Origin of the sequence: Thermodesulfomicrobium sp. WS (genome assembly GCF_027925145.1) — a bacterium.
Classification (GTDB): Bacteria; Desulfobacterota; Desulfovibrionia; order Desulfovibrionales; family Desulfomicrobiaceae; genus Thermodesulfomicrobium.
The window spans coordinates 2331812-2357780 of the sequence record NZ_AP027130.1; the positions used below are offsets into that span (position 1 = coordinate 2331812).

The following is a 25969-nucleotide window of genomic DNA, read 5'->3' on the forward strand; positions in this document are numbered from 1 at the left end:
TGGAAGAGGGCCATTAGAAGATGGCAGCACCTTTGGCAAGTCTTTTTTCCACCATGGCGGCGAACACCATCTGCACCCATCTGCCGGACACCACCTGGGCGAAGGAAAAGCGTGGTAGCGCGGCAATGGGGGCCCCATCCGTGACCACGGCCCAGGTCTGTCGGTCCAAGTCTTTCAAGGCCGGAGATAGGGTTTCCTCCCAAAGACGGCTAGCCCCTTGCGCATCAAGGCCCCAAAGGCGGCAGGCCAACGGCCGACCTTGGGGGATGCGGCAACGACCAGAAGCCAGGAGCGGACACAGCACGCCCACGCCCGTCAGACAGGAATTCGGCGCCTGCGTGTGGCGGATGCGGTCTTCACGCCGCACGTTGGCCACGGCGCGCAGCATGATGGCGCGCCGCGTTGCGCTTGGAAGGTGCGTATCCACATACTGAGCCAGGGCCGCAGCTGCGGCAAGGCCCAAATCTCCGGGGCGCTGGCAGCAGCGGTCATGGTGGATACCGCATTGGGGAAGACCCGCGACGGCCTGATCGGCACGGGCAAGCAAGCGTTCATAGTCAGCGAACACCGAAGAGAGATCCAGGGAGGAGGGGAATGTCAGCGACGGGGACTCCGCTTTGAGGCTCGGGTTTTGGCGGCCATAGCGCCGCACTGCCCGCCACTGGGCAAAATTGGTGGGTTTGGAGCGCAGCGGTCGCAAGACCCACCAGGCGCGGCGATGCCCAAGCCCCCGGCGCAGAAAATAGGCGTTGAGCACTGTGCCCGTGCGGCCGATGCCAAAGCGGCAATGGATGAGCACCTTTTTGCCGAGATAGAGGGACTCGTCGAGCCAGGCGAGGGCTGCTTCCAAGGCATCCAAATCCGGCGCCTCTTCGTCGGGGATGGGCAGATAGTACACCTCAAAGCCCGCCTGCCGCTGCAGCTCCGGAAGTTCCGGGAACTCGGCACAGAGATTGAGCAGCGCGCTGATCCCCGCCTCATGCAAAAAATGGAAATACGCCGGGGTCATGGGGGCAGGGCCCACGGCCAATCGGTCCGTCACCCAGGAGATAGGTCCGTGCACTTGGGACATCGCGCTACTCCGTGTGCGTCAGAAACCGGCGCACCGCCTCGGTCACATCATCGGCAGAGCGCAAGGCCACATCCTGCAAGCGCAGCGCCGCCACCAACCGTCCCGCCAACCGGCAGGCCACTAGCGTCGCAGCGGCAGACACGCGGGCGTATACAGCCTCTAGGCGCTCGGCGCGTACGCTCACGGCAAATCCAGACTCCTCCAGCACCTGCCGCACCCACTCCTGGCGCAGACACTGCCCCAAGGCCGCGCCGCCACCGCCTTCCAGACTGAGGCGCACGTAATTGGCCTCCACCCGCGACGAGGCCAAGGCGTCCACGCGGGAGAAATGATAGCCCAGCCGCAGGCCCAGATGGGCAAAGTCCGCATCCACCAGGGCAAAACTCCCGAGCATCCGGCTCTCCCGACCGACGATGCCCCCGGAAATCCGATCGAGCTCCGCCCAATCGGCGTGAAACACCCCACCATCCCAGTGGCGCGCACCGGCACGCAGCCCGTCGAGCACGGCACGCAGGGGCGTGGAGCGCACCTGCGCCAGCTCCACCGGACCGCGGCCTGGGGCCGCAAGCCCAGCACCCAAATCCAGCACGTACAGGGCAAAAGGCGCGTCCACACGCAAGCGCCGGGCGCGGCCAAGGCCACGGCCGCGGCGATCCGTCACATGGAGCATGGCCCGCACCGCACCTTCGTGGGCCAGCCGCACCACGTCGTGCACGCTCTGGCAGGCCGCAGGCACAAAGTCCGGGGCTGCGGGGTCCAGACGGGTAAGACGCACCGTACGCGCCGCCACGGCCTCCCAACGCGCAGGCGACCAGGCGCGCTCCTCCGCAGGCGATGCAGCACCGGCCACGCACCCCTCCCAGATGCAGCCTCGGTCCCCGTCCACGGTCACCACCGCTCCCTGGGGCAGCGCCTGCGGAGCAATGCCCACCACCACGGGGATCCCCCGCTCCCGCGCCACCGTGGCCAGATGGCTGGCCCGGGAGCCGTGTTCCGCCACGATGGCGCCGATACGATCCATGAAGGCGGACAAGGCCGGAGCCAGGCTCACCACCGCCACCACCGCACCGGGAGGGATCTGCTGGTACTGGGGGCCGCTATAGGCCCGAAACACCGGGCCACAGGCCATTCCCGGGGCCGCACGGTCCAAATCCGCGGCCAAAAGCGGCGCATCCGGAGGCGGTGCTTCGGCGCACGACGCCTGCCCGGGCACCCGAAGCGGCCGGGCCTGCAGGAATACCACGCCCTGCGGGCCCAAGGCCCACTCCACGTCAAGAGGTGTTTTCCACTGGGCTTCCACCCAGAGCCCCATGCGGGCCAAATCGCCAAGCACATCCGCGTCAAGCCCCGTGGCGTCGCTATCCCGAAACAGTACCGGCCTCGGGGGGTCGGAGCGGGAAAACACGAAAAGCGACGGCCGCGCTTGGCCGTCCATGAGCCGTGCCCCAAGGCCGCGCACCGCGTGCACCGTCAGCACCGGCGCCTTGTCCCCGTGATGGTCCTGGGTATAGAGCACGCCGCTGACCGCTGCCGGAACCAGGGGCGAAATGAGCACCGCCATGGCGGTCTCCATATCCAGAAGTCCTTGGCGCATGCGGTAGATGACCGCCCGAGGACAGTACTTGCCGGCATACACCCGTTTGATGGCCATCAAGAGGTCCTCCACCGGCACCCCGATCTCGCTGGCGTACTGGCCCGCAAAGGAATCCTTGCCGTCTTCGGCAAGGGCGCTGGAGCGCACAGCAAGCACGTCGGCCCCCAAGGCCCGCACGGCTTGCACCACAGCGGCTTCCACCGCATCCGGGAGGTCCGCCGCCAAGATGGCCTCCTGGATGGCGGCGCAGGCGCGGATCACCGCCTCAGGGTCGTGCACGCGCGCCACGCGCAAATGCCGCGCAATGACCGTATCCAGGCCCGAGGCGGTCAGAAAACGCCCAAAGGCCTGGGCCGTGAGCACCACACCGGGAGGAACCGGCACGCCCAAGGATAACAGCCGGGAAAGCCCCACCGCCTTGCCGCCGCAGCGCTGCGGGAAACGGTGGGCCTCGGAGAGGGAGAGCACATACGGCGGGTCCTGAGGCCAGGGGGGGGACGGGGGAAGCGCGCCTCCAATGCGAACGAGGGCACCCCCGAGGCCTTGGGAAAGGGACGCATCCAAGGGGGCAAGGGCTCGGACGAGTTCCCGGGCGCGGGCCACACTTTCACGCGCCAGCCACAGGATCCGGGCTGCATCGGCCGGGTCGGCGCCCGTCAGGTGCTCGTGGAGCGCACCCAAGCACTCGAGGGTATGGGCATCACGGTCCAGCACCCGCCGAAAGGCGGCGTAGCGCTGGGCAAGGGTCTGCCTGGGGCGGAAGGTTTCGCGAACCCACCGCCCCAAGGCATGGAATCGAGGCTCGATCGCCATGGGGCCTCCGCATCGTCCCGCTTCCGCCTACCGATACCCCTGAATGGAGTCGATGAGTTCCGGCAAAAAGAGGGAGACGGACGGCACATAGGTGACGAACACCAAAAAGGCCAGCAGCACCAAAAGCCACGGCACCGCGGCGCGCACCACCCAGGCGAGGTCCCTGCCGGTGATGCCGGCAGTGACGAAGAGGTTGAGGCCCACCGGCGGAGTGATCATGCCGATTTCCATGTTCACCACGCAGATGATGCCCAGATGGATGGGGTCGATGCCCAGTTTGCGGGCGATGGGGAAGAGGATGGGGATCATGATCATGGTGATGGCCGAAGGCTCCATGAAGTTGCCTGCCACCAGAAGCAGGATATTGACCACGATGAGAAATCCCCACGCCGGAAGCCCCCAGCCCACGATGGTCTCGGCGATGGTGTGAGGGATGCGTTCCGTGGTGAGCACATGGGCAAAGAGCATGGCGTTGCCGATGATGAAAAGCAGCATGATGCTCACCTTGGCGGCGTCGAGCACCACACGGCGCACCTCGGGGTGCATGACGGAACGCGGCACGGCCCACAGGGCGTCCCGCACAAAGCGCAGGCTCGCCCGCAGCGCACTTTCTCCCGCAGCGCGCAGCGGGACGCGGTGCAGCGGGCCCATGTCCCGGTAGACGAACACGGCCACGAAATAGGCATACACTGCGGAGATGGCCGCTGCCTCCGTGGGGCTGCACACCCCGCCGTAGATGGAGCCAAGCACGATACCGATGAGCATCAGCCCACCAGATGCCGCCAGCCCCGAGCGGACGATCTGCCGCACTCCCGCCCACGGCAGGGATGGCAGGCCCTTCACGCGCGCCACCACGTAGATGGCGGCCATGAGGGCAAGGCCCAAGAGGATCCCAGGGATGAATCCGGCCATAAACAGCCGCGCCGCGGATTCCTGGGTGGCGGCGGCATACACCAGCATGACGATGGACGGCGGGATGAGGATCCCCAGGGTGCCGGCATTGGCGATGACCCCTGCGGCAAAGCTCTCGGGATAGCCTGCCCGCACCATGCCCCCGATGACGATGGAACCGATGGCCGCCACCGTGGCCGGTGACGATCCCGACACCGCGGCAAAGATCATGCACGCCAAGACCCCGGCCATGGCCAGGCCGCCGCGCACATGGCCCACGCAATCCAAGGCGAAACGGATGATGCGCCGGGCCACGCCACCGGTGGTGAGAAATTGCGACGACAGGATGAAAAAGGGAATGGCAAGGAGGGTATAATGCTCGGAAACGCTCTCCAACAGCTTGAGGGCGATGGAGGCAAGCGAATCATTGGAAAAAAATAAAATGGTGGCGATACTGGAAAGCCCCAAGGCAAAGGCGATGGGCATGCCCGTGGCGATACACAGAAAAAGGAGGGTAAACAGGCACAGCGACGTCATTCGTCATCCCCCTCCAATTCCTTGGGGTTTTCCTCGTGCGCCAGATAGACGCTCTCCTTGGCCTCGTCCAAGAGCTCGAACCCCTCAGCCTCGCCACGCACCAAGGCCGCCAAAAGGCCCAAAAGGCGCCATGCCAACAGCCCCATACCGATGAGGATCACGCTGCTCGCCACCCATTTGGGGACATGGATATCCTCCAGATACACGTTCACGCGCATGAGTTTGGCGATATACGCCCAGCCGCCCACGAGAAAAAGGCCGCAGTACGCCAAGCACAAGATCACCGCCACCACACTGACCAGGCGCCGGGCCTTGGGGGGGAGGATCTTGACCAGCGCATCCACGCCGATATGGGAGCCCACCTTGATGCCGTAGGAGACGCCAAAGAGCACCATCCATCCCGAAAGCAGCAGCGTGAGTTCCTGGGCCCAGGCGATGCCCCGATGCAGCACGAACCGAAAGAGGACCTCGACGAAGACCAGAAGGGTCATGGACGCCAGGAGGAGGGAAATGATTCCCTCCTCCAGCGCCGCCAACACATTGCGGATACGAGCCAAAACGCCCCCCTTACTTGTTGCTGGCAATGGCGGCATCGAGATTTTCCTTGCCCACGGCGCTCTCGAACTGCTTCCACACGGGCTTCATGGCCTCCACCCACTGGGCGCGTTCGGCCTCGGTGAGGGTGATGATCTCGCTGCGCTTGGACTCGATGATCTTCTGCTTGTCTTCCAGGTCCTTGGCCATAGCCACTGCATTGCCGTACTCGATGGCCTCGGCCAGGGCCTTTTCCAGCTCCGCGCGGATGTCCGCCGGCAGCCCTTCCCAGAAGTCCACGGAAGAAACCACCAGATAGTCGAGGATACCGTGGTTGGTCTCGGTGATATACGGCTGCACCTCGTAGTACTTCTGCGAGTAGATATTGGACCAGGTGTTTTCCTGGCCATCGATGGCGTTGGTCTGCAGCAGGGTGAAGACCTCGGAGAAAGGCTTCTTGATGGGGATGGCGCCTACGGCTTCGTACTGGGCAGCCAAAACGTCCGAGGTCATGATGCGGAACTTCTTCCCCTTGACATCCCCAGGCACCCGAATGGGGTGATTGGCCGAAATCTGCTTGAGGCCGTTATGGAGATACCCCAGGCCGATGATGCCTTTGTCCTTCATGGAATTCAGCAACGCCTGGCCATGGGGCCCGCGCTGGAAGGTGTCGATGGCCTTCATGTCCTTGAACAGGAAGGGCAGATCGTAAATCTGCAAAAGCGGCGTGTACTTCTGGAACTTGGACAAGGCAGGGGCGAGCAGCTGCACATCGCCCAGAAGCAGGGCTTCCAATTCTTTGCCATCACCAAAGAGCTGCGAGTTGGGATAGACCTCCACCACCACCTTGCCGGCCAGGCGCTGGTCCACCAATTCCTTGAACTTCACGGCCATCTTGCCCTTGGGGGTGTCCTCGGCCACCACGTGGGAAAACTTGATGACGATGGGCGCGGACAGGGCCGGCATGGCTAGGCCCAGCACCAAGGCCACCACAAGCATCCATCCAGAAATCTTTTTCATGCCACAAACCTCCCAGGTAAATGGTTACGGTGGGTCTTCCGTATCCTTGCCCCCTCGGTTTGGGCAATGCCGCTCACCGAAAAAAAAAGCCGTTCAGCGGAACAGTGGGTGGCGCACGCCTTGCCCTGCCCCACGGTCAGGACTAGCGCTTTTGCCATGCACCACGTCACCGTCATCGGCGCCGGACCTGCCGGACTCATGGCCGCCGTAGCTGCGGCGCAGCGCGGCTGCCAGGTCGTGCTGCTGGAGTCCATGGACCGGCCCGGCCGCAAGCTCGCCCTCACCGGACATGGCCGCGGCAACGTCAGCCACCAGATGGAGACCGAGGCCATGCTCGCCGCCTTTGGCCCGGCCGCGGCCTTCCTCAAGCCCGCCTTCTATAGCCTCCCCCTTGCCCGGCTCACCGCCTTTCTGGAAACCGTGGGGATTCGGCTCACCGCCGAAGCCGACGGCCGGATCTTTCCCGCCAGCGTTGGCGCCCGCGAGCTCGCCCAAATCCTCACCGCCGCGGCCTGCGCCCATGGGGTGGAACTGCGCTGCCAGGCCCGCGTCACGGAACTTTGTCCCGAGGGCGACCATTGGCGTATCCGCTGCATCCACAGCGACCCCATCGCAAGCCGCGCCGTCGTGCTGACCACCGGTGGCATGTCGTATCCCGCCACAGGCTCGCGCGGCGACGGCTTCCGCCTGGCCGAAGCCCTGGGGCACCGCATCGAGCCGCTGCATCCGGGCCTCGTGGGGCTGCACTGCCCCGGGACCCAACCGGCGCAAGCCAGCTCCGCCCTGGCGGAGGTCACGGTGCTCGCCGCCGGCCGCAGCCTCGCACACACCACCGGGCCGGTGCTCTTCACCCACAGCGGCGTTTCCGGACCGGCGGTGCTCGACATGAGTCGACACGCCACCAAGGCCCTGGGTGCGGGGGCCTCCCCCGCCATCCGCCTCAACCTCGCCCCCGGCATGGACGCCGCTGCCATGGACCGCCGCCTGCAGGAGGCCATCCAGCGCTCCCCGCGCCGAAGCCTCGTCCGGCTCCTGGAGACCTGGGCCCCCCCCAAGCTGGCGCGCTTCATCGTGCGTTGGTGCAGCCTGGACGCAGAGACCCCCATCGCCCACCTGCCGGCCTCGGCCCGCCGCAGTCTCTCCCAGGCCATAACCGGGCTCACGCTTCCCGTCACCGGCCATGACGGCTGGAAGCGGGCCATGATCACCTGCGGCGGGGTGGCCCGAAGTGACGTCATCGCCCGCACCCTCATGTCCCGCCATACGCCAGGGCTCTTTTTCGCCGGCGAAATCTTGGATATGGACGGGCCCAGCGGCGGTTTCAACCTCCACGCCGCCTTTGCCACAGGCTGGCATGCGGGGCTCTCTGCCGCCGCCATGATTCGGAGCTGAAGGAGCCGTCATGCACTCGGACCCCATGACCACCCTTGAAGCAATCACCCACCGCATCGCCCCCGGGATTGCCCCGGAAGACGCCCAGATCCTGCGCGCAGCCGTGCTCGCCGCAGGGGAAAAACTCCACAGCGCCGAGGCTCGCATCGCCCGGCTGGAGCGGACCATCGCCGCCTCCAAGCAGGGCTTTTCCACGTCAGTGGCGGCGTACCGGTCGCTGCTGGAGACCTTCCAGACCTTCCGCCGCACCATCGACCGCATCCTCCAGCTCACGGATCTGGAGGACCTCCCCGAAGTGCTCGAAGCCATCCGCATGGAGACGCACCTTCCCGCCGTGCGCCTCGTCCTGGACGCCGACCTCTTTGCCCGCCACCTTCCCGAAGACATCCCCGCAGCCCCGGCAAGCGAACTCCTCGACCGCCTCACCTTCCTCGAAGACCGGCGCGGCCGGCTTTCCCCCTACATCGGCCCCGCAGCGCGGGTGCCGGATCCCGCGTTCTTTTTGGACCTGGACCTTCCCGGCCGAGGCTCCTGCGTCATCTTCCCCTTGCGCCACAAATACGACGCCCGCCGCACCATCGGCATCTTCAGCGCCCTGGACACCGATCCAGAGCGCTTCTCCCGCACCAAGGCCACGGATTTCCTCGATCACTTCTGCGCCATTTTGAGCTCCACCCTGGTGACCGCCCTGGAGCACGCCGAGCTCGACGCCCTGACGGTGCGCGACAGTCTCACCGGCATCCACAACCGCGCCTACATGGAACGGCACGCCCCGCGGCTTTTGGACCTGGCACGCCGCAAAGGCCGGTCCGTGCAGCTCCTCTTCATCGACCTCGACGGCTTCAAGGCGGTCAACGACCGCCTGGGACACGACGTGGGAGACCTGGTGCTCGTGCAGGTGGCCCGCACCCTGGCCGGCATGGTGCGCAGCTACGACATCTGCGTGCGCCTCGGCGGTGACGAGTTTGCCATCCTCATGCCCGAATCCAGCCCCGAGGACGCCCGCACCCTCACCCGGCGCCTGGAAGAAGCGGTGCTCGGCATCCATATCCCTGCCCACACCGGCATGAACCACCACATCCGCGTCTCGGCATCCATTGGCATCGCCTCATGGCAGCCGGACTGGAGTTTCGAGGAACTCCTGCGCCAGGCGGACGTGGCCATGTACGCGGCCAAGGCGCGGCGCGGCCAATCCATAACTGTGCGCGAGCCCTTGCCAAGTTCTGCACCCCACGTGTAGGGTGTCTTCCCACAACCATCTTGCAGGAGGTTTGCCATGCACGTCTTCCAACGCGTCCCCTTTCACAGCAAACTCTACGCGGGCATGATTCTCCTCGTCATTGTCAGCATTGCCGGCATCAGCGTCTTCAGTATCGGCGAGGCCGTGGACAATGCGTTTGACATGGGCAAGGACTCCCTCAAGAGCGCAGGCGACACGCTCGCAGCCGCCCTGCACATGCAACACGACGTGCTCCAGCAGAAACTCCAAGGCGACCTCGCCATCTTCCAAAAGACCGTGGCGGACCTGGGCACCCCCAAGCTCGGGGAAAAGCCCATGCAGCCCGTGACCATGGTGAACCAGGTCACCAAGGCGCAGGAAAAAACCGAGATCCCACTCCTTTCCCTCGGCGATATCGACGTGTTTTTTGGAGACACCACCTTGGTGGACCAGGTCCAGACCACCGCCAAGGGCGCGGACGCCACCCTCTTTCAGGTGGTGGACGGCAAACTTCTGCGCATCGGCACCACGGTGAAAAAGGCCGACGGCTCCCGGGCCATCGGCACCTACATCCCGGCCGATAGCCCGGTGACCCAGGCCATTCTTGCAGGGAAAACCTATACCGGCCGGGCCTTTGTGGTGAAGGAATGGTATATCACGGTGTACGAGCCCCTCAAGGACAGCTCCGGCAAAGTAATCGGGGCGCTCTTCGTGGGCCGGCCCATCCTCACCCCCGAGGTGCGCAGCTTCATCAGCGGGATCAAGGTAGCGGGATCCGGGTATTTCTTCGTCTACGATTCCCAAGGCGCCGTCTGGATCCACCCCAAGCTCGAAGGCAAAAATCTCTTCGAACTTCCCACCATCGGCGAACTCTTCCGCAAGCACAAAGAAGGCTTTGTGGAGTACCCTTGGGAGGGCGAACCCAAGACCACCTATGTACGCTACATCGAGCCCTGGGACCTCTACGTCGGCACCGGGCTCAAGCGCTCAGAACTCCTGCAAGGCATGGATACGGCCATCGTCAAGAAGAATCTCTTGGTAGGTTCGGGCATTGTGGTGATCGGCCTCGTGGTGGCCTTTCTCTTGGTGCGCGGGCTGCAAAAGCCCCTGCGCATGCTGGCGGACGCCACGCAGTGCATCGCCAAGGGGGACTACTGCGTCATGGTGGACTATCCGGCCAAGGACATCATCGGCGATGTGACCCAAAGCATTGCCTCCATGATCGACGCCACCCGGCAGACCATCCATTCCCTGGCCGAGACCGCTGACGTTCTCGACCGCAACGCCACGGAACTCACGCAAATGGCCAAAACCATGGCGGACAACGCCGAGGCAGGCCGCATCGGTGCCCTGAACGCCGCCGCCAAGGCCAAGGAGGTGCGGGAGCGCATGAACACCGTGGCCGCGGCCATGGAGCAGGCAAGCACCAATGTCTCCACCGTGGCCGCCGCTGCCGAGCAGATGACCGCCACCATCACCGAGATCGCGGGCAACACCGAGCGGGCCAAGGGCGTCACCCAGGATGCCGTGACCAAGGCCGAGGTCACCAGTCAGCAACTGGGCGAGTTGGGCCAAGCCGCGCAAGAAATCGGCAAGGTCACGGAGGCCATTGCCGCCATTTCCTCCCAGACCAACCTCCTGGCCCTCAACGCCACCATCGAGGCCGCCCGCGCCGGCGAGGCAGGCCGCGGCTTTGCGGTGGTGGCCAACGAGATCAAGGAGCTCGCCAACCAGACCGCCCGCGCCACCCAAGAGATCCACAACCGCATCAGCGCCATCCAGACGGCCATTGGCGGCACAGTGCACAACATCCGCGCCGTGGGCCAGGCCATCTCCGCCATTGACGAGGTCGTGGCCACGGTGGCGGCGGCGGTGGAAGAACAGAGCGTGACCACGCGGGACATCGCCGACAACGTAGGGCAGGCCTCGGCGGGCTTGAACGAAGTGGCGACGAGCGTGGCCTCCACCAACACCATGGTGGATACCATGGCCAAGGAGAACGAAGCCATGGGCGCCCGTGCGGCGGAGCTTACGGATCACAGCAAGACCGTGGAGATGCGCGCTGCGGAAGTCACCCAGAAGGTGCTCGACCTGCGCGAGGTCATGCGGCGCTTCAAGATCTCGTAACCAGGCAACGCGTTGCCCAGACAACTGCGGCCATGGACGCGAAGGCATCCATGGCCGCATGTTCTGCCCCCCACCACGAAGGACGCACCATGCCCGTCGCCACCGCCATCGACTTTGCCGCCATGGAGGCCGTGCTCCATCACGCCGCCGCCGAGGGGCGGCATTTTCTTCTGGAGCACGAGGTCTACGCTTTCCTGCGCCACATGGGCGCAGAAACCGTGCCGCAAGCCCGGTTCTTCCCCCGCGGCGTGCGCATTGCCGACCATGAGCTCCAGGGGCTCCCGGGGGACCAGGTGGTGCTCAAGATCGTGTCCCCGGCCATCGTCCACAAAAGCGATGTGGGCGGGGTGCGCATCCTGCCCAACCACCCGGAGAAGATCCGTGCCGGCATCCGGCGTCTGCCCTACGAGACCGCCACAGCCCAGGCAGAACGCCTGGAGCGCGCGCCGGCCACCATGCCCCAGCGGTATCAGGGACTTACCGGCGACGACCTCATCCAGGCCCTCATCCAGGATACCTTCGGCGTGCTCTGCGTCCAATGGATGCCCAAGGACTCGGAAAGCGTGGGCAGCGAGCTGCTGGTGGGGCTGCGCCACAGCCGGGAGTTCGGGCCGGTGATCACCGCCGGCGTGGGCGGCACGGATACCGAGCTTCTGGCCGCAGGGCTCAAAAAGTGGCGCGGGGTGGTGAGCGCCGCCGCGCACCTCACCTCGGGAGCGGAATTTTTCGATCTCTTTCGCCGCACCCTCAGCTACCAGATCCTTGCGGGCAAGACGCGCGCCCAACGCCGGCTGGTGAGCGACGAACAACTCGAAGAATGCTTCACGGCCATGATCGCCACGGCCCGGTTTTTCTCGCCTGCGGGGGAAGGCGCTTTCGTGTTGGAAGAACTGGAGATCAACCCCTTTGCCTTCCACGATTTCATGATGCTGCCCTTGGACGGCCTGTGCCGCTTTACCCCCAAACGCCCGCAGCAGCGGCCGCCGCGGCCCACGGAGCAGATCCACGCCCTGCTCCATCCCCAGCACATCGCCATCGCCGGGGTGTCTGCCTCACGCACCAATTTCGGCCGCGCCATCCTCCACAACGTGCTCGCCCAAGGATTTGCCCCGGAGCATCTGCTCGTCATCCACCCCACGGCTACGGAGGTGGACGGCGTCACCTGCATCCCGAATCTCACGGCGCGCCCGCACGCCCTGGATCTTCTCATCATCGCCGTTCCCGCCCACAGCGTCCCGGAGCTTCTCGACGACATCTTCCACGGCCCGCCCATTGCCGCCGTACTCCTCATCCCCGGCGGTCTTGGCGAGACCGAAGACAGCAAAGACCTGGCCCAGAGTCTTCGCCAGCGCATCGACGCCGCCCGCGCCCAGGGACATGCCCCGGTGTTCGTGGGCGCCAACTCCATGGGGATCATCTCCCACCCCGGCCGCTACGACGCCTGGTTCATCCCCGAAGACAAACTCCCCCGCCGACCGCAAAAACCCCCCTGCCGCGCAGCCTTCGTCAGCCAGTCCGGGGCGTTCATGGCCACGCGCATGAGCCGCTTTGCCGACCTTCATCCCGCCTACCTCGTCTCCATAGGCAACCAAACGGACGTCACCCTGGGCGACCTCATGGCCTACCTTGCCCAGCACGAGGCCATGGACGTGGTGGCGGTCTATGCCGAAGGCTTTGCCGACGGCGACGGCCTTGCCTTTGCCGCAGCCGCCCGCCAGGCCGTGCTCCAGGGAAAAACCGTGATCGTCTCCAAGGCCGGCCGCACGCCGGAAGGCAAGCGCGCCACCTCCAGCCATACCGCCTCGCTGGCAGGCGACTACGCCGTGGCCGAGGCCTGCCTGACCCAGGCCGGGGCCGTGGTGAGCACCGATTTTGCAGAATTTTCCGGGATTTTCCGCCTCGCCCAGGCGCTACATGCCAAGGCCGTAACCGGAAACCGCGTGGCCGCCCTTTCTTCTGCAGGCTATGAAGCCGTGGGCATGGCCGACGCCATCCACGGCGAAGGCTACCACCTGCGCCTGGCCGTGCTCGGGGAAGACACCCGCCGGGCCATCGCGCACACCCTCGACGCCCATGGGCTGGGCCGCCTGGTGGCCCTCACCAATCCGCTGGATCTTACCCCCGGGGCATCGGAAGCCGTGTTCGAGGCCGTCACCTGCGCCCTTGAGGCCGATCCCGGCGTGGACGCCCTGGTGGTGGGGCTCATTCCCCTCTCCCCCTCATTCAGCCCCGCGGCCAGTGCGGCCTTCATTGACCGGCTCGGGGGCCTCTTTCAGACCAGCGCCAAGCCCATGGTCGTGGTTGTGGACGGGGCTGCCCCGCACCTCACCGACGCGCTCGCCGCCTATGGGATTCCAGTCTTTGCCGATGCCGACGCTGCCATGCGCTGTCTTGGCCGCTACCTCCAGGCCCGGCTCTTTGCCCAGCGCCTGCGTCACGACGCGGACCGCGCCGACGAGGCCCAGCGCCTCCAGGCGTGATGGGCAGCGCCCAAGGCGCCCACCGTGTCCGGGTCCTTGGGAATGATGGGGGAAACCCCGGTGAACTTCTCCACCAGACGCACCATGCACGGGTTGCGGGCCACGCCGCCGGCAAAGAGCAGCGGCGGGGTCAGCCCCACCCGGCCGAGCATGGAGGCGGTGCGCTGGCACACCGAGGCGTGCAGGGCCAAGGCGATGTCTTCAGGCCGGTGCCCCTGAGCCATGAGGGACGTGGCCTCGGTCTCGGCAAACACCGTGCACATGGCGTTGATGCGCACCCCCTCCTGACCGCCCAGGGCAAAGACGCCGAACTCCTCCACCGGAATCTGAAAGACCGTGGCCATGTGCTCCAAAAACTTCCCGGTGCCCGCGGCGCAGCGGTCGTTCATCTCGAACTTGAGCACCTGCCCCGCCGCATCCAGGCGGATGGCCTTGGTGTCCTGACCGCCGATATCGAGGATGGTGCGCGCCTTCGGGGCGCACACCGCCGCCCCCAGGGCGTAGGCCGTGATCTCGGTGATGGTGGCGACCGCAGCGGGCACCACCTGGGCCACCAACTCCCGGCCATAACCGGTGGCCGTCACCATGGGGGCAGTGCGGCCGGCCAGCAGGGCCGCAAGCTGGGCCACCGGATGGAAGGTGGTGGGCAGGCGCGCGCTGTCCACCACCGCGGCCTGGGCATCGAGGGCCACCAACTCCATGGAGCGGGAGCCCACGTCGATACCCAGGGCGACGATCTCAGCCACGGCGGCTCCGCAGCATTTCCACAAAAGCCTCCACCCGGGTCTTGAGCTGCTCCACGTCCTCCATGGAGTAATCGGTCTCGATGGCAAGGCTCGGGATGCCCTCGGCCTCCAGACGCCGGGCAAGCTTCATGGATTCATGGCCGTAAGGCTGGCAGAAAAGCAGCGTATACTGGAGCACGCCGTCGGCCTTCTGGGCCCGGGCCAAATCCACCACGTTGTCCATGCGCTCGCTATTGGGCGTAAAACAGGCGCAGTCGATGCGCAGGTAGCGGTCCACGATGGCGTCGATCATCTCCTCCACCGTGGTCCCGGACTCATCCACCAGGTCACGGGTGTTGCGGGTGCCGATGCACGACTCCTCGCCCACGATGACCGCGCCGGCGCTCTCCACCACGTACGGGAGCTTCCAATTGGGCACCGCCATGGGGCAGCCGGAGAGCACAAGCCGCGGAGTATCTGCCGGCGCCACGCCCTCGCCCGCAGCCACCCGCGCCTCCATCTGGTCGCAAAGGGTGCTGATGGCGCCGGCAAAGCGCACCGGGTCGTCGTAAAAGCTCACCTGGTTGATGAGCAGGGCGTCGCGGCCGGAGATGGGAGCAGGACTGGCCGCCCGCAAGGCGCCCAGCCGCTGCAGCACCCGGCGCCGGGCGTTGACTGTACGGATGGCCGCGGCCAAAGACTGGGCGGTGATGGTCTGGCCGGTAAGGGCCTCCACCTCGGCCTTGTAGCGCAGCACCTCGGCCTTCCACAGCTCGCGATCACAGGACTGCTTTTGCTGCGGCACTTCCAACACCAGCATGGGCACGTGCTCGGCAAAGGCCTCATAGGCCTTTTTCTTGCCATCGCAGGTGGTCTCGCCCACCACCAGGTCACAGCTCTGGGTAAACGGGCAGAGTCTGGCGAGCTTGAAGCCGATGAAGCTCTTGATGAGCGCGCAGGTATTGCGCGGCACAAGCTGCTCGGCCAGCTCCGTGCCAGCCTCGGCCCCAGCGCACAGTCCCACATGAATGGCCCCCGCGGCCAGGGTGATCTCCTCCGGCACAAAAACACAGAACGTACCGATGACCTTACGGCCCTGGGCCTTGGCCTCCTGGAGCTCTTGAATACGCAGGCCGTGGACCTCGGAGAGGACGAAATCCAGATACTCCATGCCCTGCAGCCGGCCCTGCTGGGACATGTAGATATCGCCGTAAAATTTGCCGAGCACCTGCAAGAGGCCGTCATGGGCCGGCAGGTCAAGATCCAAGCGTTCCCACATGGCGCGATACGCGTCGTGTTGCATACAGGCTCCTTTGCGGTAAAAAGAAAACGGGAGCCTTTCTCAGCACCAGGAAACGGCCGATGTCAAATCGGCACGATAAATACGAGAAGATCTTTTATATCAAAAAGAATGATGCATTCGTTCCATATGCCCGACGATGCGCTCCACCAAGGCGTCGAGCCCGTGGCCAAAGCGGGCGGAGACGGGGACGGCCTCCGGGAAGCGGACCACGAGGTTATCCTTGGCCGTGGCATCCAAGAGGTCGCACTTGTTGAGCACCAGGAGGCGTGGGGTGTCCTGCAGGTGGAGATCTTCCAGGATGCCCTCCACGGCGGCCATCTGTTCTTCCAGTTCAAGGCTGGCGGCATCGGCCACATGGAGGAGGAGGTCTGCGTTTTCCAGCTCTTCCAGGGTGGCCATGAAGGCCTCGCGCAGGTCCTCAGGCAAGTGGCGGATGAATCCCACCGTGTCTGTGAGGACCACGTCGCGCAGGCGCGGGACGCGCAGCAGGCGGGTGGTGGGATCCAGGGTGGCAAAAAGCTTGTCTTCAGCCAGGACTTGGCTGCCGGTGAGGGCATTGAGCAGGGTGGACTTTCCGGCATTGGTATATCCCACCAGCGAGACCACAGGCAGGCCGCTGCGTTCGCGGCGGCTGCGAGTGACGCGGCGGTGGGCGCGAACCGCGTCCAATTCGTGACGAATGGCGGCGATGCGGTCGCGAATCTTGCGGCGATCGAGCTCCAAGCGGGTCTCTCCTGGACCGCGGCCGCCGATACCGCCGGTAAGGCGGCTGAGCGCCCGGTTCTGCTTGACGAGCCGCGGAAGCGTATACTTGAGCTGGGCCATCTCCACCTGGAGCTTGCCTTCACGACTTCTGGCGCGCTGGGCAAAGATATCGAGGATCACCTGTGTGCGGTCGAGCACCTTGCGCTCGGTGAGCTCGCACAGATTGCGCTGCTGGGTGGCGGTGAGCTCGCAGTCGAACACCAAGGCCCCAGCCTCGCGCTGCAAGGCGAGGACCTCCACCTCGGCGAGTTTGCCTTTGCCGAGGATGGAGCGCGGATTGATGGAGGGATTGCGCTGCACCACCCGGCCCGCCACATCAAGCCCCGCGGTGCGGCACAGTTCCGCCAGCTCCGCCAACGAGGCCTCCGCCACGGCTCGGGGCTCCGGCCCCACGTGCACCAGCACGGCCCGCTCTTCGGAAAGGCTGGCGGCGATGCTTTCTCCTGCCCGATCCAGCTCTTCCTCCACCCCGGCCACGACGGCCGCCAGGTCCACGGCGTGCTGCTCCACCCGGCAAGCCGCAAGCACCCGGTAGGCCCCTTCCGCCGCCCCAGGGGGAAGCAGATGCGCGGTTTGGGCCTGGAGGGGCTCACCTTGCGCCGAAACCGTCACCACGGTGACGGCGTCGAGGCGCAGGAAGACCATGTCCATGAGGTCTTCCTCGGAAAGCAGGCCGTCCCCCAAATGCGTATGGAGCAGACGCACCCCCGCCAGGCGGGAGCCGGCATGGCGGATGCGGGAGAGCTCCGGAATGACGAGGCCGTGGGCATCGCCCACCACCACCATCTCCGGGATGCCTTTGCGGGAGATGAGAATGCCGATCTGCCGGCCCATGTCCGCGGAAAGCAGCGCCACTTCCCGGGCCTGATCCAGGGTAAAGCCCCCCAGGCTCGGAAAACGGCGATGGAACAGACGGGAAAGGGCCTTGAGCTGTCCGGGACGCAGCCCGGTGAGATTGCCGACCGGAGAAGAGGCGATGGGACGTTCTCCTTGAGGCTCAGGCGCGCTGCAAATACTCGGCGATCATGGCGTCGTAGGCGGCGGTGGCGGCAAAGGTCTCCACGCACATGCGCCGACGAAAGGCCAGTGAGACGCCGCCATGGGTCGCGAGCTCGGCCATGAAGTCCGCATATACCCGCGGCGAGGGGAGCACGCACACGGAATGGAAGTTTTTGGCTGCCGCCCGCAGCATGGTGGGGCCGCCGATGTCGATCTGTTCGATGGCCCGACGATCGTCCAAGGACTGCTCCACGGCCTGGGCGAAATTATAGAGATTGACGCACACCACATCAAACGGGGCCAGGCCCAAGTCCTTGAGCACGGCCAGGTGGGATGGGTCGTCCTTGTCCGCCAAGATCCCGGCGTGCACCGCCGGGTGCAGGGTCTTCACCCGGCCGCCCAGGATCTCCGGAAATCCCGTGACCTCGCGCACCGAGCGCACCGGCAGCCCCTCGGTCACCAAAAGCCGCCGGGTCCCGCCGGTGGACACCAACTCCACCCCCTGATCCACCAAAAACCGGGCCAGATCCACCAGCCCGCTTTTATCCGTCACACTCAAGATCGCCCGGCGCACCGGCAAGATATCCATAGGCACCCCCGTATCCGAAGTGGGGCCTTCCTGCCAGCATCACCGCGCCTTGGCAAGCTTGGGCGGGCCGAAAGACCCGCCCGGGAGGACGCCAAGACCGGTTACACCAACTGGGCCAAAAGTTCCAATGCCGGCGCGTAGCTGGGATCTTGGTCCAAAATATGACGGAGCTGCTCCTCGGCCTCGGCGCTGCGGCCGCACGCCACCAAACACCCGGCAAGGGAGTAGCGCACTTCCACCTTGGCGGGATCCACCTCCAGATAGCGCTGCAAGTACTCCACCGCATCGGCCGTGCGGTTCAGGCGATGGGCGGTCTGTACCAGCCCGAAGAGGGCGAGCAAATTCTCGGGATTGATACCCAAGGCCTTGGAGTACGCCTCGTGCGCCCGCTCCAGGTCTCCTTGCTCCATGGCAATCAGCCCAATGCCGGTGAGCGACTTGTCCGAAGAGGTGATGGATTCGGCGCGCTCGTAGAGGTGCAGCGCCCGATCCAACTCACCGCGATGCACCGCGATGGTGGCCAGGCCCAGATAGGGATCCGGGTGGATGCCGTTACTGCCGGCGGCCTTGAGGTAATACGACTCTGCCTTGTCGTAATCCCCCATGAACAAATAACATTCACCCAATTCCTTGTTGATTTCGTAATCCAGATGGGAACTCATGGCATCCTCCTTAGGGAAAAAATGGAATCTTGCCTGAAGAGAAAGCAAGGGTGATGCCAAAAGCACCGTAACCGAGGATTTGCTTCGCTCCGACAGCCTTGGAACACCCATTGCAATCCCCCGCTCCGAGGCGGCCCATCCACAGCCGCGCCAAGGAGATGTTCGCATGAAAACACTGTTCCCCCGCCATCTTGAGGTCAGCGCCGCGGTCATGGACCTGCAGCTCGAACGTCAAAATCTCGTCAGTTCCAATATCGCCAACCTCAACACGCCAGGCTACCAGCCGCGGCGGCTTGAGTTTGAAAAAGCGCTCCAGGCCGCGCTCGACCTGGACGACACCTACCGCCTGGCCCGCACTCGGACGGGACACGCTCCCAGCCCCTTCCGGCCCGGCGAGATCGGCAGCGTCCTGCGGGAACTCCAGCCCCGCGTGGTGCCTGGGACCGATGGCGTCAATTTGGACACGGAAATGGCCCTCATGACCAAAAACGCCCTGTCCTACACGACGTTGGCCACAGTGCTCCAAAAGGGCTACGCAGGCATCCAGAAAATCATCCAGGAAGGAGGCAAGTAATGGACCTCATTCAAGCCATCGATATCGCGTCCTCCGGCCTCACGGCCCAACGCACCCAATTGGATGTGACGGCCATGAACCTTGCCAACGCCAAGACCACGCGCACCATGGAGGGCGGCCCCTATCGCCGCAAAGAGCCCATCTTTGCCGAGGCGCCCATGTCGCCCTTTGCCAGTCTGCTCGACCGCGAACGCAATCTCTCCGGGGTGCGGGTGGAGGAGGTGCGCACCCAGGACCGCCCCTTCCGGCGCGTGTACGAGCCCGGGCACCCGGACGCCGACGAGGAAGGATACGTGAACTATCCAGATATCAACGTGATGGAGGAGATGACGGCGATGCTCTCGGCCATGCGCGCCTACGAGGCCAACGTCTCCACCATCACCACGGCCAAGAACATGTTCGCCAAGGCCCTGGAAATCGGCCGCTAGGAGGTGCCTCATGGCTATTACCCCCGTCGCCCTCAAGGCCTACGCCCAGGCAGCACAGGCCACTGCTTCCCGAGAAAAGGTCCGCGCTGCGGCTTCCGCCACCGAAACCCAGGCCCGCAGCTTTTCCGAGACCGTCCGCCAGTCCCTCGCGTCGGTCAACGACCTGCAGCAGGACAAGGCCAAGCTCATCGAAGAATTCGCCTCCGGCAAAAACCAAAATGTGCATGAGCTCATGATCGGACTGCAAAAAGCGAGTCTCGCCATGGAACTCACCGCTGCGGTGCGCAACAAAGTGATGAACGCCTATCAGGAAGTGATGCGGTTGCAGTTCTAAACAGATAGTTTGTGACACGGAGCACCACTATGCCGCCGTTTCTTCAGAAATTCTTGGGACAGGTCACGGAATTTTGGGGGACCAAAACCCTGCCGCAGCGCATTACCATCGCCGGCCTTGTGGCATGTGCATTCTTGGCCTTTGCGATCATGCTCTACTGGCTCAACCACACGGAATACCGTCCCCTCTACAACCAGCTGTACCCCGAGGACGCCGCCCAAGTGGTGCAGATGCTCCAAAAAGACAATATCCCCTACAAATTGGAAAACGGTGGCACCACAATCCTTGTGCCCGCGGAAAAAGTGTACGACCTGCGCCTCAAGCTTGCCGGAGAGGGGACCTTGCGTGGTCAGGGCATGGGGTTTGAGATCTTCGACGCCAACAAGATCGGACAGACGAGCTTTGTGCAAAACATCAACTACCAGCGTGCCCTGCAAGGGGAGCTGGCGCGCACCATCTCCGAGCTCCCGGAGGTGGAAAGCGCCCGGGTGCACTTGGTGCTCCCCTCCAAAAGCCTGTTCGTGGAAGAGCAAACCCCGCCCTCTGCTGCGGTGATGGTCAAGCTCAAGGGCGGACGCAGCCTCTCTTCCCAGCAGGTCCAGGCGGTGGTGAACCTCGTGGCTTCCAGCGTCGGAGGACTCACCCAAGAGCACATCACGGTCACGGACAACCGCGGCAAGGTGCTCTTCGAGCCCCAGGCCAAAGACCAGACGGGGCTCTCGACCACGCAGTTGGAGTCCCAACGGGCCCTGGAGCGCTCCCTGGAGAGCCGCATCGAGCAATTGGTCACCCCGGTGGTGGGCCAAGGCAAGGTCATCGCCAAGGTCACGGCGGAGTTGGACTTCAACCGCACCGTGGTGCGCAAGGAGCTTTTTGACCCCAAAAACCAGGTGGTGCGTAGCGAGGTCAAAAGTGATGAAACCAGCCGCGGAACGGCCAACGCCGCCCAAAGCGGCAATCCTGGTTTTCAAGGAGAAAACAACCTCGGATCCACAGGAACGACCCAGGAAACCAGCCGCACCACCTCCACGGTCAACTATGAAATCAACCGGGAAGAACAGGAAATCGTCTCCCAGGCCGGGGCCATCCGCCGCTTGAGCATCGCCGTGCTCGTCGACGGCACCTCCAGCGTCGGCGCCGATGGCACGCCCCAATTCCAACCCCTGCCCATGGAGCAGATCGAACGCATCCGCAATCTGGCCCAGCGGGCCGTGGGCTTCGATGCCACCCGCGGAGACGCCATCGAAGTTTCGTCCATTCCGTTCGGCGACGAAACCATGCGGCCGCAGGAAACCTTCCTGGAGATCGCGGCCAACTACTTCCAGCTCTTGGGCAAACCGCTCCTCAACACCTTGATCATCCTCATCTTCCTGGTTCTCGTGGTCCGGCCCATCGTCCTTGCCCTCATCAAACCGAAGGTCAGCGAGGAGGCTGGCGCGGAGGCCATGAGCGCCCTGGGAGCCGCCGAAGAACGCAAAGCCTTGCTCGAAGGCTTGAGCGACGAGGAAATGGAGGCTATGGAATCGGCCAAACGGATCGAAAACGCCAAGATTCTTGCCCAGCAGCTGGTGGAACAGAACATGGAGCAGGCCCTGATGATCATGCGCCAGTGGCTGGCCCAAGGAGAGTCCTAAGATGCCTCCCGCCCCGGCCAAAACCCAAGCCCGGCTTACCGGACCGCAAAAAACCGCGGTGCTCCTTCTGGCCCTCGGCGACGCCTTTACCGCCGAAGTCTTCAAGAAGCTGGATCGCCGGGAAATCACCGCCGTATCCAAGGCCATGGCCGAACTGGATACCATTACCAAGGAGCAGGCCGAGGAAGTCCTCAAGGAGTTCAACCAAGCCATGGTCCTCGGCCAAGAACTCCTCTACGGCGGTCCGGAACAGGTGCGCAAGATGATCACTGCCAACCTGGATTCGGACACCGCCCGCTACATCCTCGATGAACTGGACCTGGACACTGGTCCGGTGCCCTTCAAAGAACTCGCCAACGTGAGCCCCAAGATCCTCGCCCAGATCCTGCGCAACGAACATCCCCAGACCCTGGCCCTGATCCTGGGACATCTACCACCAGACAGCGCCGGCGCCTTGCTCCAGCACCTCGCCCCTGGGGTGCGGGCGGAGGTGCTCATGCGCCTGGCCAAATTGGAGGCCGTGGCCGAGGAAATGCTCCTGGAGGTGGACCGCGTGCTCCAATCCCAGCTCATCGCCATCGGCGGCAGGGAAGGCAAAAAAATGGGCGGCGTGGGTGCTGTGGCCGAGATCCTCAACGCCATCGATCGCACCACCAGCGACGAGATCATGGCGGACATCGAGGAAGAAAGCGCCCAACTGGCCGAGGACATCAAGCAGCTCATGTTCGTCTTCGAGGACATCCTCAAGCTGGACGACCGGGCCGTGCGGGAGATCCTCAAGGAGATCAGCAACGAGGACCTCACCTTGGCCCTCAAGACCGCCCCGCCCGAACTCCAGGAAAAGTTCTTCAAGAACCTCTCCGAGCGTGCGGGCAATATGATCCGCGAGGACTTGGAGATCATGGGACCGGTGAAGCTCTCCGAAGTGGAGGCGGCGCAGCAGAATATCGTCAAGACCGTCCGCCGCCTGGAAGGCGAAGGCCGCATCGTCATTGCCGGCAGCGGAGGCGACGTCCTTGTCTAGGCCGCGCATCCTTCACGGCCGCCTGGGCGATGCCACGGCGTTTGCCACCCGTTCCCGCCATGCCGGGGCATGGGATGAAGACACTCGGACGCGCTATCTCGATGACGTGCGCGCCCGCGCCGAGGAAATGGCCAAGGCCATCTTGGCCGAGGCCATGGCTGAAGCCCAGAAAATCCGCGAGCAGGCGCAGGCCCAAGGTCTGGAAGAAGGCCGCGCCCAGGCCGAGGCCAAGCGGCAGGAAGAGCTGGCACGACTGGCGGCACTCACCACAGCCCTGCATGCCGAGCTGCGCGCCCACGCCCAGGAGGAATCCACCCGACGCGACGCCCTGCTGCGCCAGCTCTTGATCCTGGCGGTGGAGAAGGCCACGGGCCTTCTGCTGCAGGCAGAGCGCCAAGAAGCCCTGTGGGCCCTCTTTGCCGAGGCCCAGGCCAAACTCCTGGATGAAGGGCCGATGACCGTCTTCGTCCATCCAGAAGACGCTCCGCTCATGGAAGAACTCCTGACGCACAGCTCGCTTTCCCAAGAGGGCCGCGGCGTGCGCGTGCGCGCCGACGCCGCCATCTCCCAGGGCGGGGTGCGCATCGAATCGAGGAGCACCGTCGTGGACAACACCGTGGACGAACGCCTGCGCCAGGTGCTCGATATCCTTACGCAGCTCATCGACCATGATTGACCTGCAAGCTGGCCTCCAGCTCTTGGAACGCCTGGAGCCGATCCATGTCTACGGCACCGTGACCAAGGTGGTGGGGCTCATTGCCGAGGCCCGAGGGCTCGAAGTCCCGCTGGGAGCGGTATGCCACGTGCTCACCGAAGGCGCTCCTCCCCTCCCTGTGGAGGCGGTGGGCTTTCGCGACGGCAGCATCCTTTTCATGCCCTACGGCGATCTGCGCGGCATCCGCCCGGGCAGTCGGGTGCGCGCCACCGCCACCCCCCCCATCTTTCCCGTGGGACACCGCTATCTGGGGCACGCCATCGACGCCTTCGGGACTCCGCTAACGCCCGGGGTGCACATCACCCCGGCCCGCTTTCGTCCCCTCTATGCCGATCCGCCCAACCCGCTGACACGCCCCCGCATCCAAGAGCCGCTCGACGTCGGCGTGCGGGCCATCAACGCCCTGCTCACCCTCGGCAAAGGGCAGCGGGTGGGCATCATGGCCGGGTCCGGGGTCGGCAAGAGCACCCTCATGGGCATGATGGCGCGGCGCACCTCGGCGGACGTCAACGTCATCGCCCTTGTGGGAGAACGCGGTCGCGAGGTGGTGGAATTCATGGAAAAAGATCTCGGCCCCGAGGGCATGGCCCGCTCGGTGGTGCTCGTGGCCACCTCGGACCAAAGCCCGCTTTTGCGCCTGCGTCTGGCCTACGCCGCCACTACCATGGCGGAGTTTTTCCGCGACGAAGGCATGGACGTCCTGCTCATGATGGATTCCGTCACCCGCTTTGCCATGGCGGCCCGGGAGATCGGCCTTGCCGCCGGCGAGCCGCCCACCACCCGCGGCTACACCCCCACGGTATTCTCGCATCTGCCCCGCCTGCTGGAACGCGCCGGGCGGGCACCGCAGGGGAGCATCACCGGGATCTATACGGTGCTCGTGGAAGGCGACGACTTCAACGAACCCGTGGCCGACGCCACTCGGTCCATCCTCGACGGACACATCGTACTCACGCGCGATCTGGCCGATCAGGGTCATTTTCCCGCCATCGACGTACTCAAAAGCGTCAGCCGCCTGGCAGGCGACGTCACCCCGCCTGAAGTCCGCCGTGCCGCCCGCGACATCCTCGCGGTGCTCGCCACCTACACCCGCGTGGAAGACATGGTGAACATCGGCGCCTACCAAAAAGGCACGACGCCCGAGATTGACCGTGCCCTCAACCTCATTGATCCCATCCGCAAATTCCTGCGCCAGGACGTATCCGAGGAAGCCCCCCTTGCGCAGAGTTTCGACGCCCTCCTCGCCCTCGCCCGTCTTGACTCGTCCGCATCAGCCCTTACCTGAAGACTTCGCCGATCTGGCAAAGCGCCCCCTATTTCCAAACCATAAGGAGACGGTGCATGAATCAGCTCAAGACCACCATCTTTCTCGCCCTGCTCACCGCCCTGCTCGTCTTTCTCGGCGGCGCCATGGGAGGGAAGACGGGCATGGTGATGGCCCTGGGCCTTGCGGGAATCATGAATTTCCTCGCGTATTGGTATTCAGATAAAATCGTCCTTGCCATGTATGGCGCCCAGGAAGTGGGGCCTGCCGAGGCGCCGGTGCTCTATGGCATCGTCCAGGAACTGGCCCAACGGGCGGGCATCCCCATGCCGCGGGTGTACATCATCCCCACGGAAAGCCCCAACGCCTTTGCCACGGGACGAAGCCCCAAGCACGCGGCAGTCGCCGCCACCCAAGGCATTCTGCGGATCCTCAACCGCGATGAACTCATGGGCGTCATGGCCCACGAACTCGGGCACGTCATCCACCGCGACACCCTCATCGCCACCATCGCCGCCACCATCGCCGGCGCCATCAGCATGCTCGCCAATTGGCTGCAATGGGCGGTGCTCTTCGGCATGGGCCGCGGCGACGACGAAGAAGGACCGGGTCTGGCCGGCGGGCTCATCATGGCCATCATCGCCCCCATCGCCGCCACCTTGGTGCAAATGGCCGTCTCCCGTTCCCGGGAATTCCTTGCCGACGAGGCCGGCGCCCAGCTTTCCGGAAAGCCCCTTGCCCTTGCCTCGGCGCTGGGAAAACTCCAGCAGGCGGCCCATATGATGCCCATGGATGCCAACCCGGCAACATCCCACCTCTTTATCGTCAATCCCCTTTCTGGCAGCAACGTGCTTGCCCTGTTCTCCACCCACCCGCCGGTAGAAGAGCGCATCGCCCGCCTCAAGGCCATGGCGGGCCGCTAGGGGGAGTTTTCTTGAAGGCATGGGCGCCCGGTTCTTCCGGGCGTTTTTTTTTTTTTTTTGGGGGGGGGGGAAATTCAGGCCATCCCCGTGGGGAGGATTCCGGGAAAGCGGGTGCATGTCTGACGCGGCGTGCGCGGCGCGGCCCAGGGCAACAGGAGGATCTCCTTGCGGACGCATTGCGTGGAACCAGAGACTTCGGGCTCCCGCTGAGAGGGTGTCGCCTCCACGCGGGGCGTGGATTGAAACGCAAGCCCGATGCCGGCCGGATCATCTCCTGGGGGCGTCGCCCCCCAGGCGGGGGCGTGGATTGCAACGCGGCCTATCCGCTGCTGGAAAGCGGGCTGTGTTTTG

The 25969-nt window shown here is 64.8% G+C and carries 22 protein-coding genes; 12 read left to right on the forward strand and 10 right to left on the reverse strand.

Annotation, left to right across the window (positions count from 1 at the left end):
* Nucleotides 1-13: 13 nt before the first annotated feature.
* From QMF81_RS11230 to QMF81_RS11250, 5 genes are all read right to left on the reverse strand, one after another.
* Nucleotides 14-1072, reverse strand: coding sequence for a dual specificity protein phosphatase family protein (locus QMF81_RS11230; protein ID WP_281750892.1), 1059 nt, complete (start codon nucleotides 1070-1072; stop codon nucleotides 14-16).
* Nucleotides 1073-1076: 4 nt separating this feature from the next.
* On the reverse strand, nucleotides 1077-3479 hold the full coding sequence (locus QMF81_RS11235; protein WP_281750893.1) for a PEP/pyruvate-binding domain-containing protein: 2403 nt from the start codon (nucleotides 3477-3479) through the stop codon (nucleotides 1077-1079).
* A gap of 27 nt (nucleotides 3480-3506) precedes the next feature.
* Nucleotides 3507-4907, reverse strand: coding sequence for a TRAP transporter large permease subunit (locus tag QMF81_RS11240; RefSeq protein ID WP_281750894.1), 1401 nt, complete (start codon nucleotides 4905-4907; stop codon nucleotides 3507-3509).
* Nucleotides 4904-5398, reverse strand: a complete 495-nt coding sequence (locus QMF81_RS11245) for a TRAP transporter small permease (protein WP_281750895.1) — start codon at nucleotides 5396-5398, stop codon at nucleotides 4904-4906. Before QMF81_RS11245 ends, QMF81_RS11240 begins: the two co-directional genes overlap by 4 nt.
* A 76-nt stretch (nucleotides 5399-5474) precedes the next feature.
* Nucleotides 5475-6461: a TRAP transporter substrate-binding protein gene (locus QMF81_RS11250; protein WP_281750896.1), complete on the reverse strand. Its 987-nt coding sequence runs from the start codon at nucleotides 6459-6461 to the stop codon at nucleotides 5475-5477.
* A gap of 156 nt (nucleotides 6462-6617) precedes the next feature.
* Here QMF81_RS11250 and QMF81_RS11255 point away from each other — a divergent pair, with 156 nt between their 5' ends.
* From QMF81_RS11255 to QMF81_RS11270, 4 genes are read left to right on the forward strand one after another with little or no spacing between them, the layout of a single operon-like run.
* Nucleotides 6618-7853: an aminoacetone oxidase family FAD-binding enzyme gene (locus QMF81_RS11255; RefSeq protein WP_281750897.1), complete on the forward strand. Its 1236-nt coding sequence runs from the start codon at nucleotides 6618-6620 to the stop codon at nucleotides 7851-7853.
* A 10-nt stretch (nucleotides 7854-7863) separates the two neighbouring features.
* On the forward strand, nucleotides 7864-9093 hold the full coding sequence (locus tag QMF81_RS11260) for a sensor domain-containing diguanylate cyclase (protein WP_281750898.1): 1230 nt from the start codon (nucleotides 7864-7866) through the stop codon (nucleotides 9091-9093).
* 36 nt (nucleotides 9094-9129) lie between these two features.
* Nucleotides 9130-11199, forward strand: coding sequence for a methyl-accepting chemotaxis protein (locus QMF81_RS11265; protein ID WP_281750899.1), 2070 nt, complete (start codon nucleotides 9130-9132; stop codon nucleotides 11197-11199).
* Between the two features lie 32 nt (nucleotides 11200-11231).
* On the forward strand, nucleotides 11232-13679 hold the full coding sequence (locus tag QMF81_RS11270; protein WP_281750900.1) for an acetate--CoA ligase family protein: 2448 nt from the start codon (nucleotides 11232-11234) through the stop codon (nucleotides 13677-13679).
* Here QMF81_RS11270 and QMF81_RS11275 read toward each other — a convergent pair.
* The 5 genes from QMF81_RS11275 to QMF81_RS11295 form a co-directional block, all read right to left on the reverse strand.
* Complete coding sequence (locus QMF81_RS11275; protein ID WP_348772176.1) at nucleotides 13634-14425, reverse strand: acyl-CoA dehydratase activase; 792 nt, start codon at nucleotides 14423-14425, stop codon at nucleotides 13634-13636. The two genes, QMF81_RS11270 and QMF81_RS11275, sit on opposite strands and share 46 nt — an antisense overlap.
* Complete coding sequence (locus QMF81_RS11280; protein ID WP_281750901.1) at nucleotides 14418-15707, reverse strand: double-cubane-cluster-containing anaerobic reductase; 1290 nt, start codon at nucleotides 15705-15707, stop codon at nucleotides 14418-14420. The genes QMF81_RS11275 and QMF81_RS11280 overlap by 8 nt, the downstream gene beginning before the upstream one ends.
* 99 nt (nucleotides 15708-15806) lie before the next feature.
* A complete protein-coding gene (gene hflX, locus QMF81_RS11285) occupies nucleotides 15807-17327 on the reverse strand; it encodes a GTPase HflX (RefSeq protein ID WP_281750902.1) in 1521 nt (506 codons plus the stop codon).
* A gap of 142 nt (nucleotides 17328-17469) precedes the next feature.
* Nucleotides 17470-18060, reverse strand: coding sequence for an IMP cyclohydrolase (locus QMF81_RS11290; RefSeq protein WP_281750903.1), 591 nt, complete (start codon nucleotides 18058-18060; stop codon nucleotides 17470-17472).
* A 101-nt stretch (nucleotides 18061-18161) separates the two neighbouring features.
* On the reverse strand, nucleotides 18162-18722 hold the full coding sequence (locus QMF81_RS11295; RefSeq protein WP_281750904.1) for a tetratricopeptide repeat protein: 561 nt from the start codon (nucleotides 18720-18722) through the stop codon (nucleotides 18162-18164).
* A 166-nt stretch (nucleotides 18723-18888) separates the two neighbouring features.
* On the opposite strand from QMF81_RS11295, the gene flgB reads away from it, so the two are divergent.
* The 8 genes from flgB to htpX are packed head-to-tail and all read left to right on the forward strand — an operon-like array spanning nucleotide 18889 to nucleotide 25618.
* Entirely contained in the window at nucleotides 18889-19296 is a 408-nt protein-coding gene (gene flgB / locus QMF81_RS11300) for a flagellar basal body rod protein FlgB (RefSeq protein ID WP_281750905.1), read from the forward strand.
* Complete coding sequence (gene flgC, locus QMF81_RS11305; RefSeq protein WP_281750906.1) at nucleotides 19296-19724, forward strand: flagellar basal body rod protein FlgC; 429 nt, start codon at nucleotides 19296-19298, stop codon at nucleotides 19722-19724. The genes flgB and flgC overlap by 1 nt, the downstream gene beginning before the upstream one ends.
* 10 nt (nucleotides 19725-19734) lie before the next feature.
* Nucleotides 19735-20058 carry a flagellar hook-basal body complex protein FliE gene (gene fliE / locus QMF81_RS11310; RefSeq protein WP_281750907.1) on the forward strand — a complete coding sequence of 108 codons (324 nt, stop codon included), beginning with the start codon at nucleotides 19735-19737 and terminating at the stop codon, nucleotides 20056-20058.
* A 29-nt stretch (nucleotides 20059-20087) separates the two neighbouring features.
* On the forward strand, nucleotides 20088-21692 hold the full coding sequence (gene fliF, locus QMF81_RS11315) for a flagellar basal-body MS-ring/collar protein FliF (protein ID WP_281750908.1): 1605 nt from the start codon (nucleotides 20088-20090) through the stop codon (nucleotides 21690-21692).
* 1 nt (nucleotide 21693) lies between these two features.
* Entirely contained in the window at nucleotides 21694-22716 is a 1023-nt protein-coding gene (fliG, locus tag QMF81_RS11320; RefSeq protein WP_281750909.1) for a flagellar motor switch protein FliG, read from the forward strand.
* Nucleotides 22709-23392: a FliH/SctL family protein gene (locus QMF81_RS11325; protein WP_281750910.1), complete on the forward strand. Its 684-nt coding sequence runs from the start codon at nucleotides 22709-22711 to the stop codon at nucleotides 23390-23392. The genes fliG and QMF81_RS11325 overlap by 8 nt, the downstream gene beginning before the upstream one ends.
* Nucleotides 23385-24716, forward strand: coding sequence for a FliI/YscN family ATPase (locus QMF81_RS11330; RefSeq protein WP_281750911.1), 1332 nt, complete (start codon nucleotides 23385-23387; stop codon nucleotides 24714-24716). Before QMF81_RS11325 ends, QMF81_RS11330 begins: the two co-directional genes overlap by 8 nt.
* A gap of 56 nt (nucleotides 24717-24772) precedes the next feature.
* The gene (gene htpX, locus QMF81_RS11335; protein WP_281750912.1) at nucleotides 24773-25618 is read left to right on the forward strand and encodes a zinc metalloprotease HtpX; all 846 of its coding nucleotides are present in this window, start codon (nucleotides 24773-24775) and stop codon (nucleotides 25616-25618) included.
* Nucleotides 25619-25969: the final 351 nt, after the last annotated feature.

What these genes read in the sequence shown, in the direction of transcription:
- QMF81_RS11230 (WP_281750892.1), bottom strand. Translation starts at nt 1,072, where the DNA reads ATGTCCCAAGTGCACGGACCTATCTCCTGGGTGACGGACCGATTGGCC.
- QMF81_RS11235 (WP_281750893.1), bottom strand. Translation starts at nt 3,479, where the DNA reads ATGGCGATCGAGCCTCGATTCCATGCCTTGGGGCGGTGGGTTCGCGAA.
- QMF81_RS11240 (WP_281750894.1), bottom strand. Translation starts at nt 4,907, where the DNA reads ATGACGTCGCTGTGCCTGTTTACCCTCCTTTTTCTGTGTATCGCCACG.
- QMF81_RS11245 (WP_281750895.1), bottom strand. Translation starts at nt 5,398, where the DNA reads ATGACCCTTCTGGTCTTCGTCGAGGTCCTCTTTCGGTTCGTGCTGCAT.
- QMF81_RS11250 (WP_281750896.1), bottom strand. Translation starts at nt 6,461, where the DNA reads ATGAAAAAGATTTCTGGATGGATGCTTGTGGTGGCCTTGGTGCTGGGC.
- QMF81_RS11255 (WP_281750897.1), top strand. Translation starts at nt 6,618, where the DNA reads ATGCACCACGTCACCGTCATCGGCGCCGGACCTGCCGGACTCATGGCC.
- QMF81_RS11260 (WP_281750898.1), top strand. Translation starts at nt 7,864, where the DNA reads ATGCACTCGGACCCCATGACCACCCTTGAAGCAATCACCCACCGCATC.
- QMF81_RS11265 (WP_281750899.1), top strand. Translation starts at nt 9,130, where the DNA reads ATGCACGTCTTCCAACGCGTCCCCTTTCACAGCAAACTCTACGCGGGC.
- QMF81_RS11270 (WP_281750900.1), top strand. Translation starts at nt 11,232, where the DNA reads ATGGACGCGAAGGCATCCATGGCCGCATGTTCTGCCCCCCACCACGAA.
- QMF81_RS11280 (WP_281750901.1), bottom strand. Translation starts at nt 15,707, where the DNA reads ATGCAACACGACGCGTATCGCGCCATGTGGGAACGCTTGGATCTTGAC.
- QMF81_RS11290 (WP_281750903.1), bottom strand. Translation starts at nt 18,060, where the DNA reads ATGGATATCTTGCCGGTGCGCCGGGCGATCTTGAGTGTGACGGATAAA.
- QMF81_RS11295 (WP_281750904.1), bottom strand. Translation starts at nt 18,722, where the DNA reads ATGAGTTCCCATCTGGATTACGAAATCAACAAGGAATTGGGTGAATGT.
- flgB (WP_281750905.1), top strand. Translation starts at nt 18,889, where the DNA reads ATGAAAACACTGTTCCCCCGCCATCTTGAGGTCAGCGCCGCGGTCATG.
- flgC (WP_281750906.1), top strand. Translation starts at nt 19,296, where the DNA reads ATGGACCTCATTCAAGCCATCGATATCGCGTCCTCCGGCCTCACGGCC.
- fliE (WP_281750907.1), top strand. Translation starts at nt 19,735, where the DNA reads ATGGCTATTACCCCCGTCGCCCTCAAGGCCTACGCCCAGGCAGCACAG.
- fliF (WP_281750908.1), top strand. Translation starts at nt 20,088, where the DNA reads ATGCCGCCGTTTCTTCAGAAATTCTTGGGACAGGTCACGGAATTTTGG.
- fliG (WP_281750909.1), top strand. Translation starts at nt 21,694, where the DNA reads ATGCCTCCCGCCCCGGCCAAAACCCAAGCCCGGCTTACCGGACCGCAA.
- QMF81_RS11330 (WP_281750911.1), top strand. Translation starts at nt 23,385, where the DNA reads ATGATTGACCTGCAAGCTGGCCTCCAGCTCTTGGAACGCCTGGAGCCG.
- htpX (WP_281750912.1), top strand. Translation starts at nt 24,773, where the DNA reads ATGAATCAGCTCAAGACCACCATCTTTCTCGCCCTGCTCACCGCCCTG.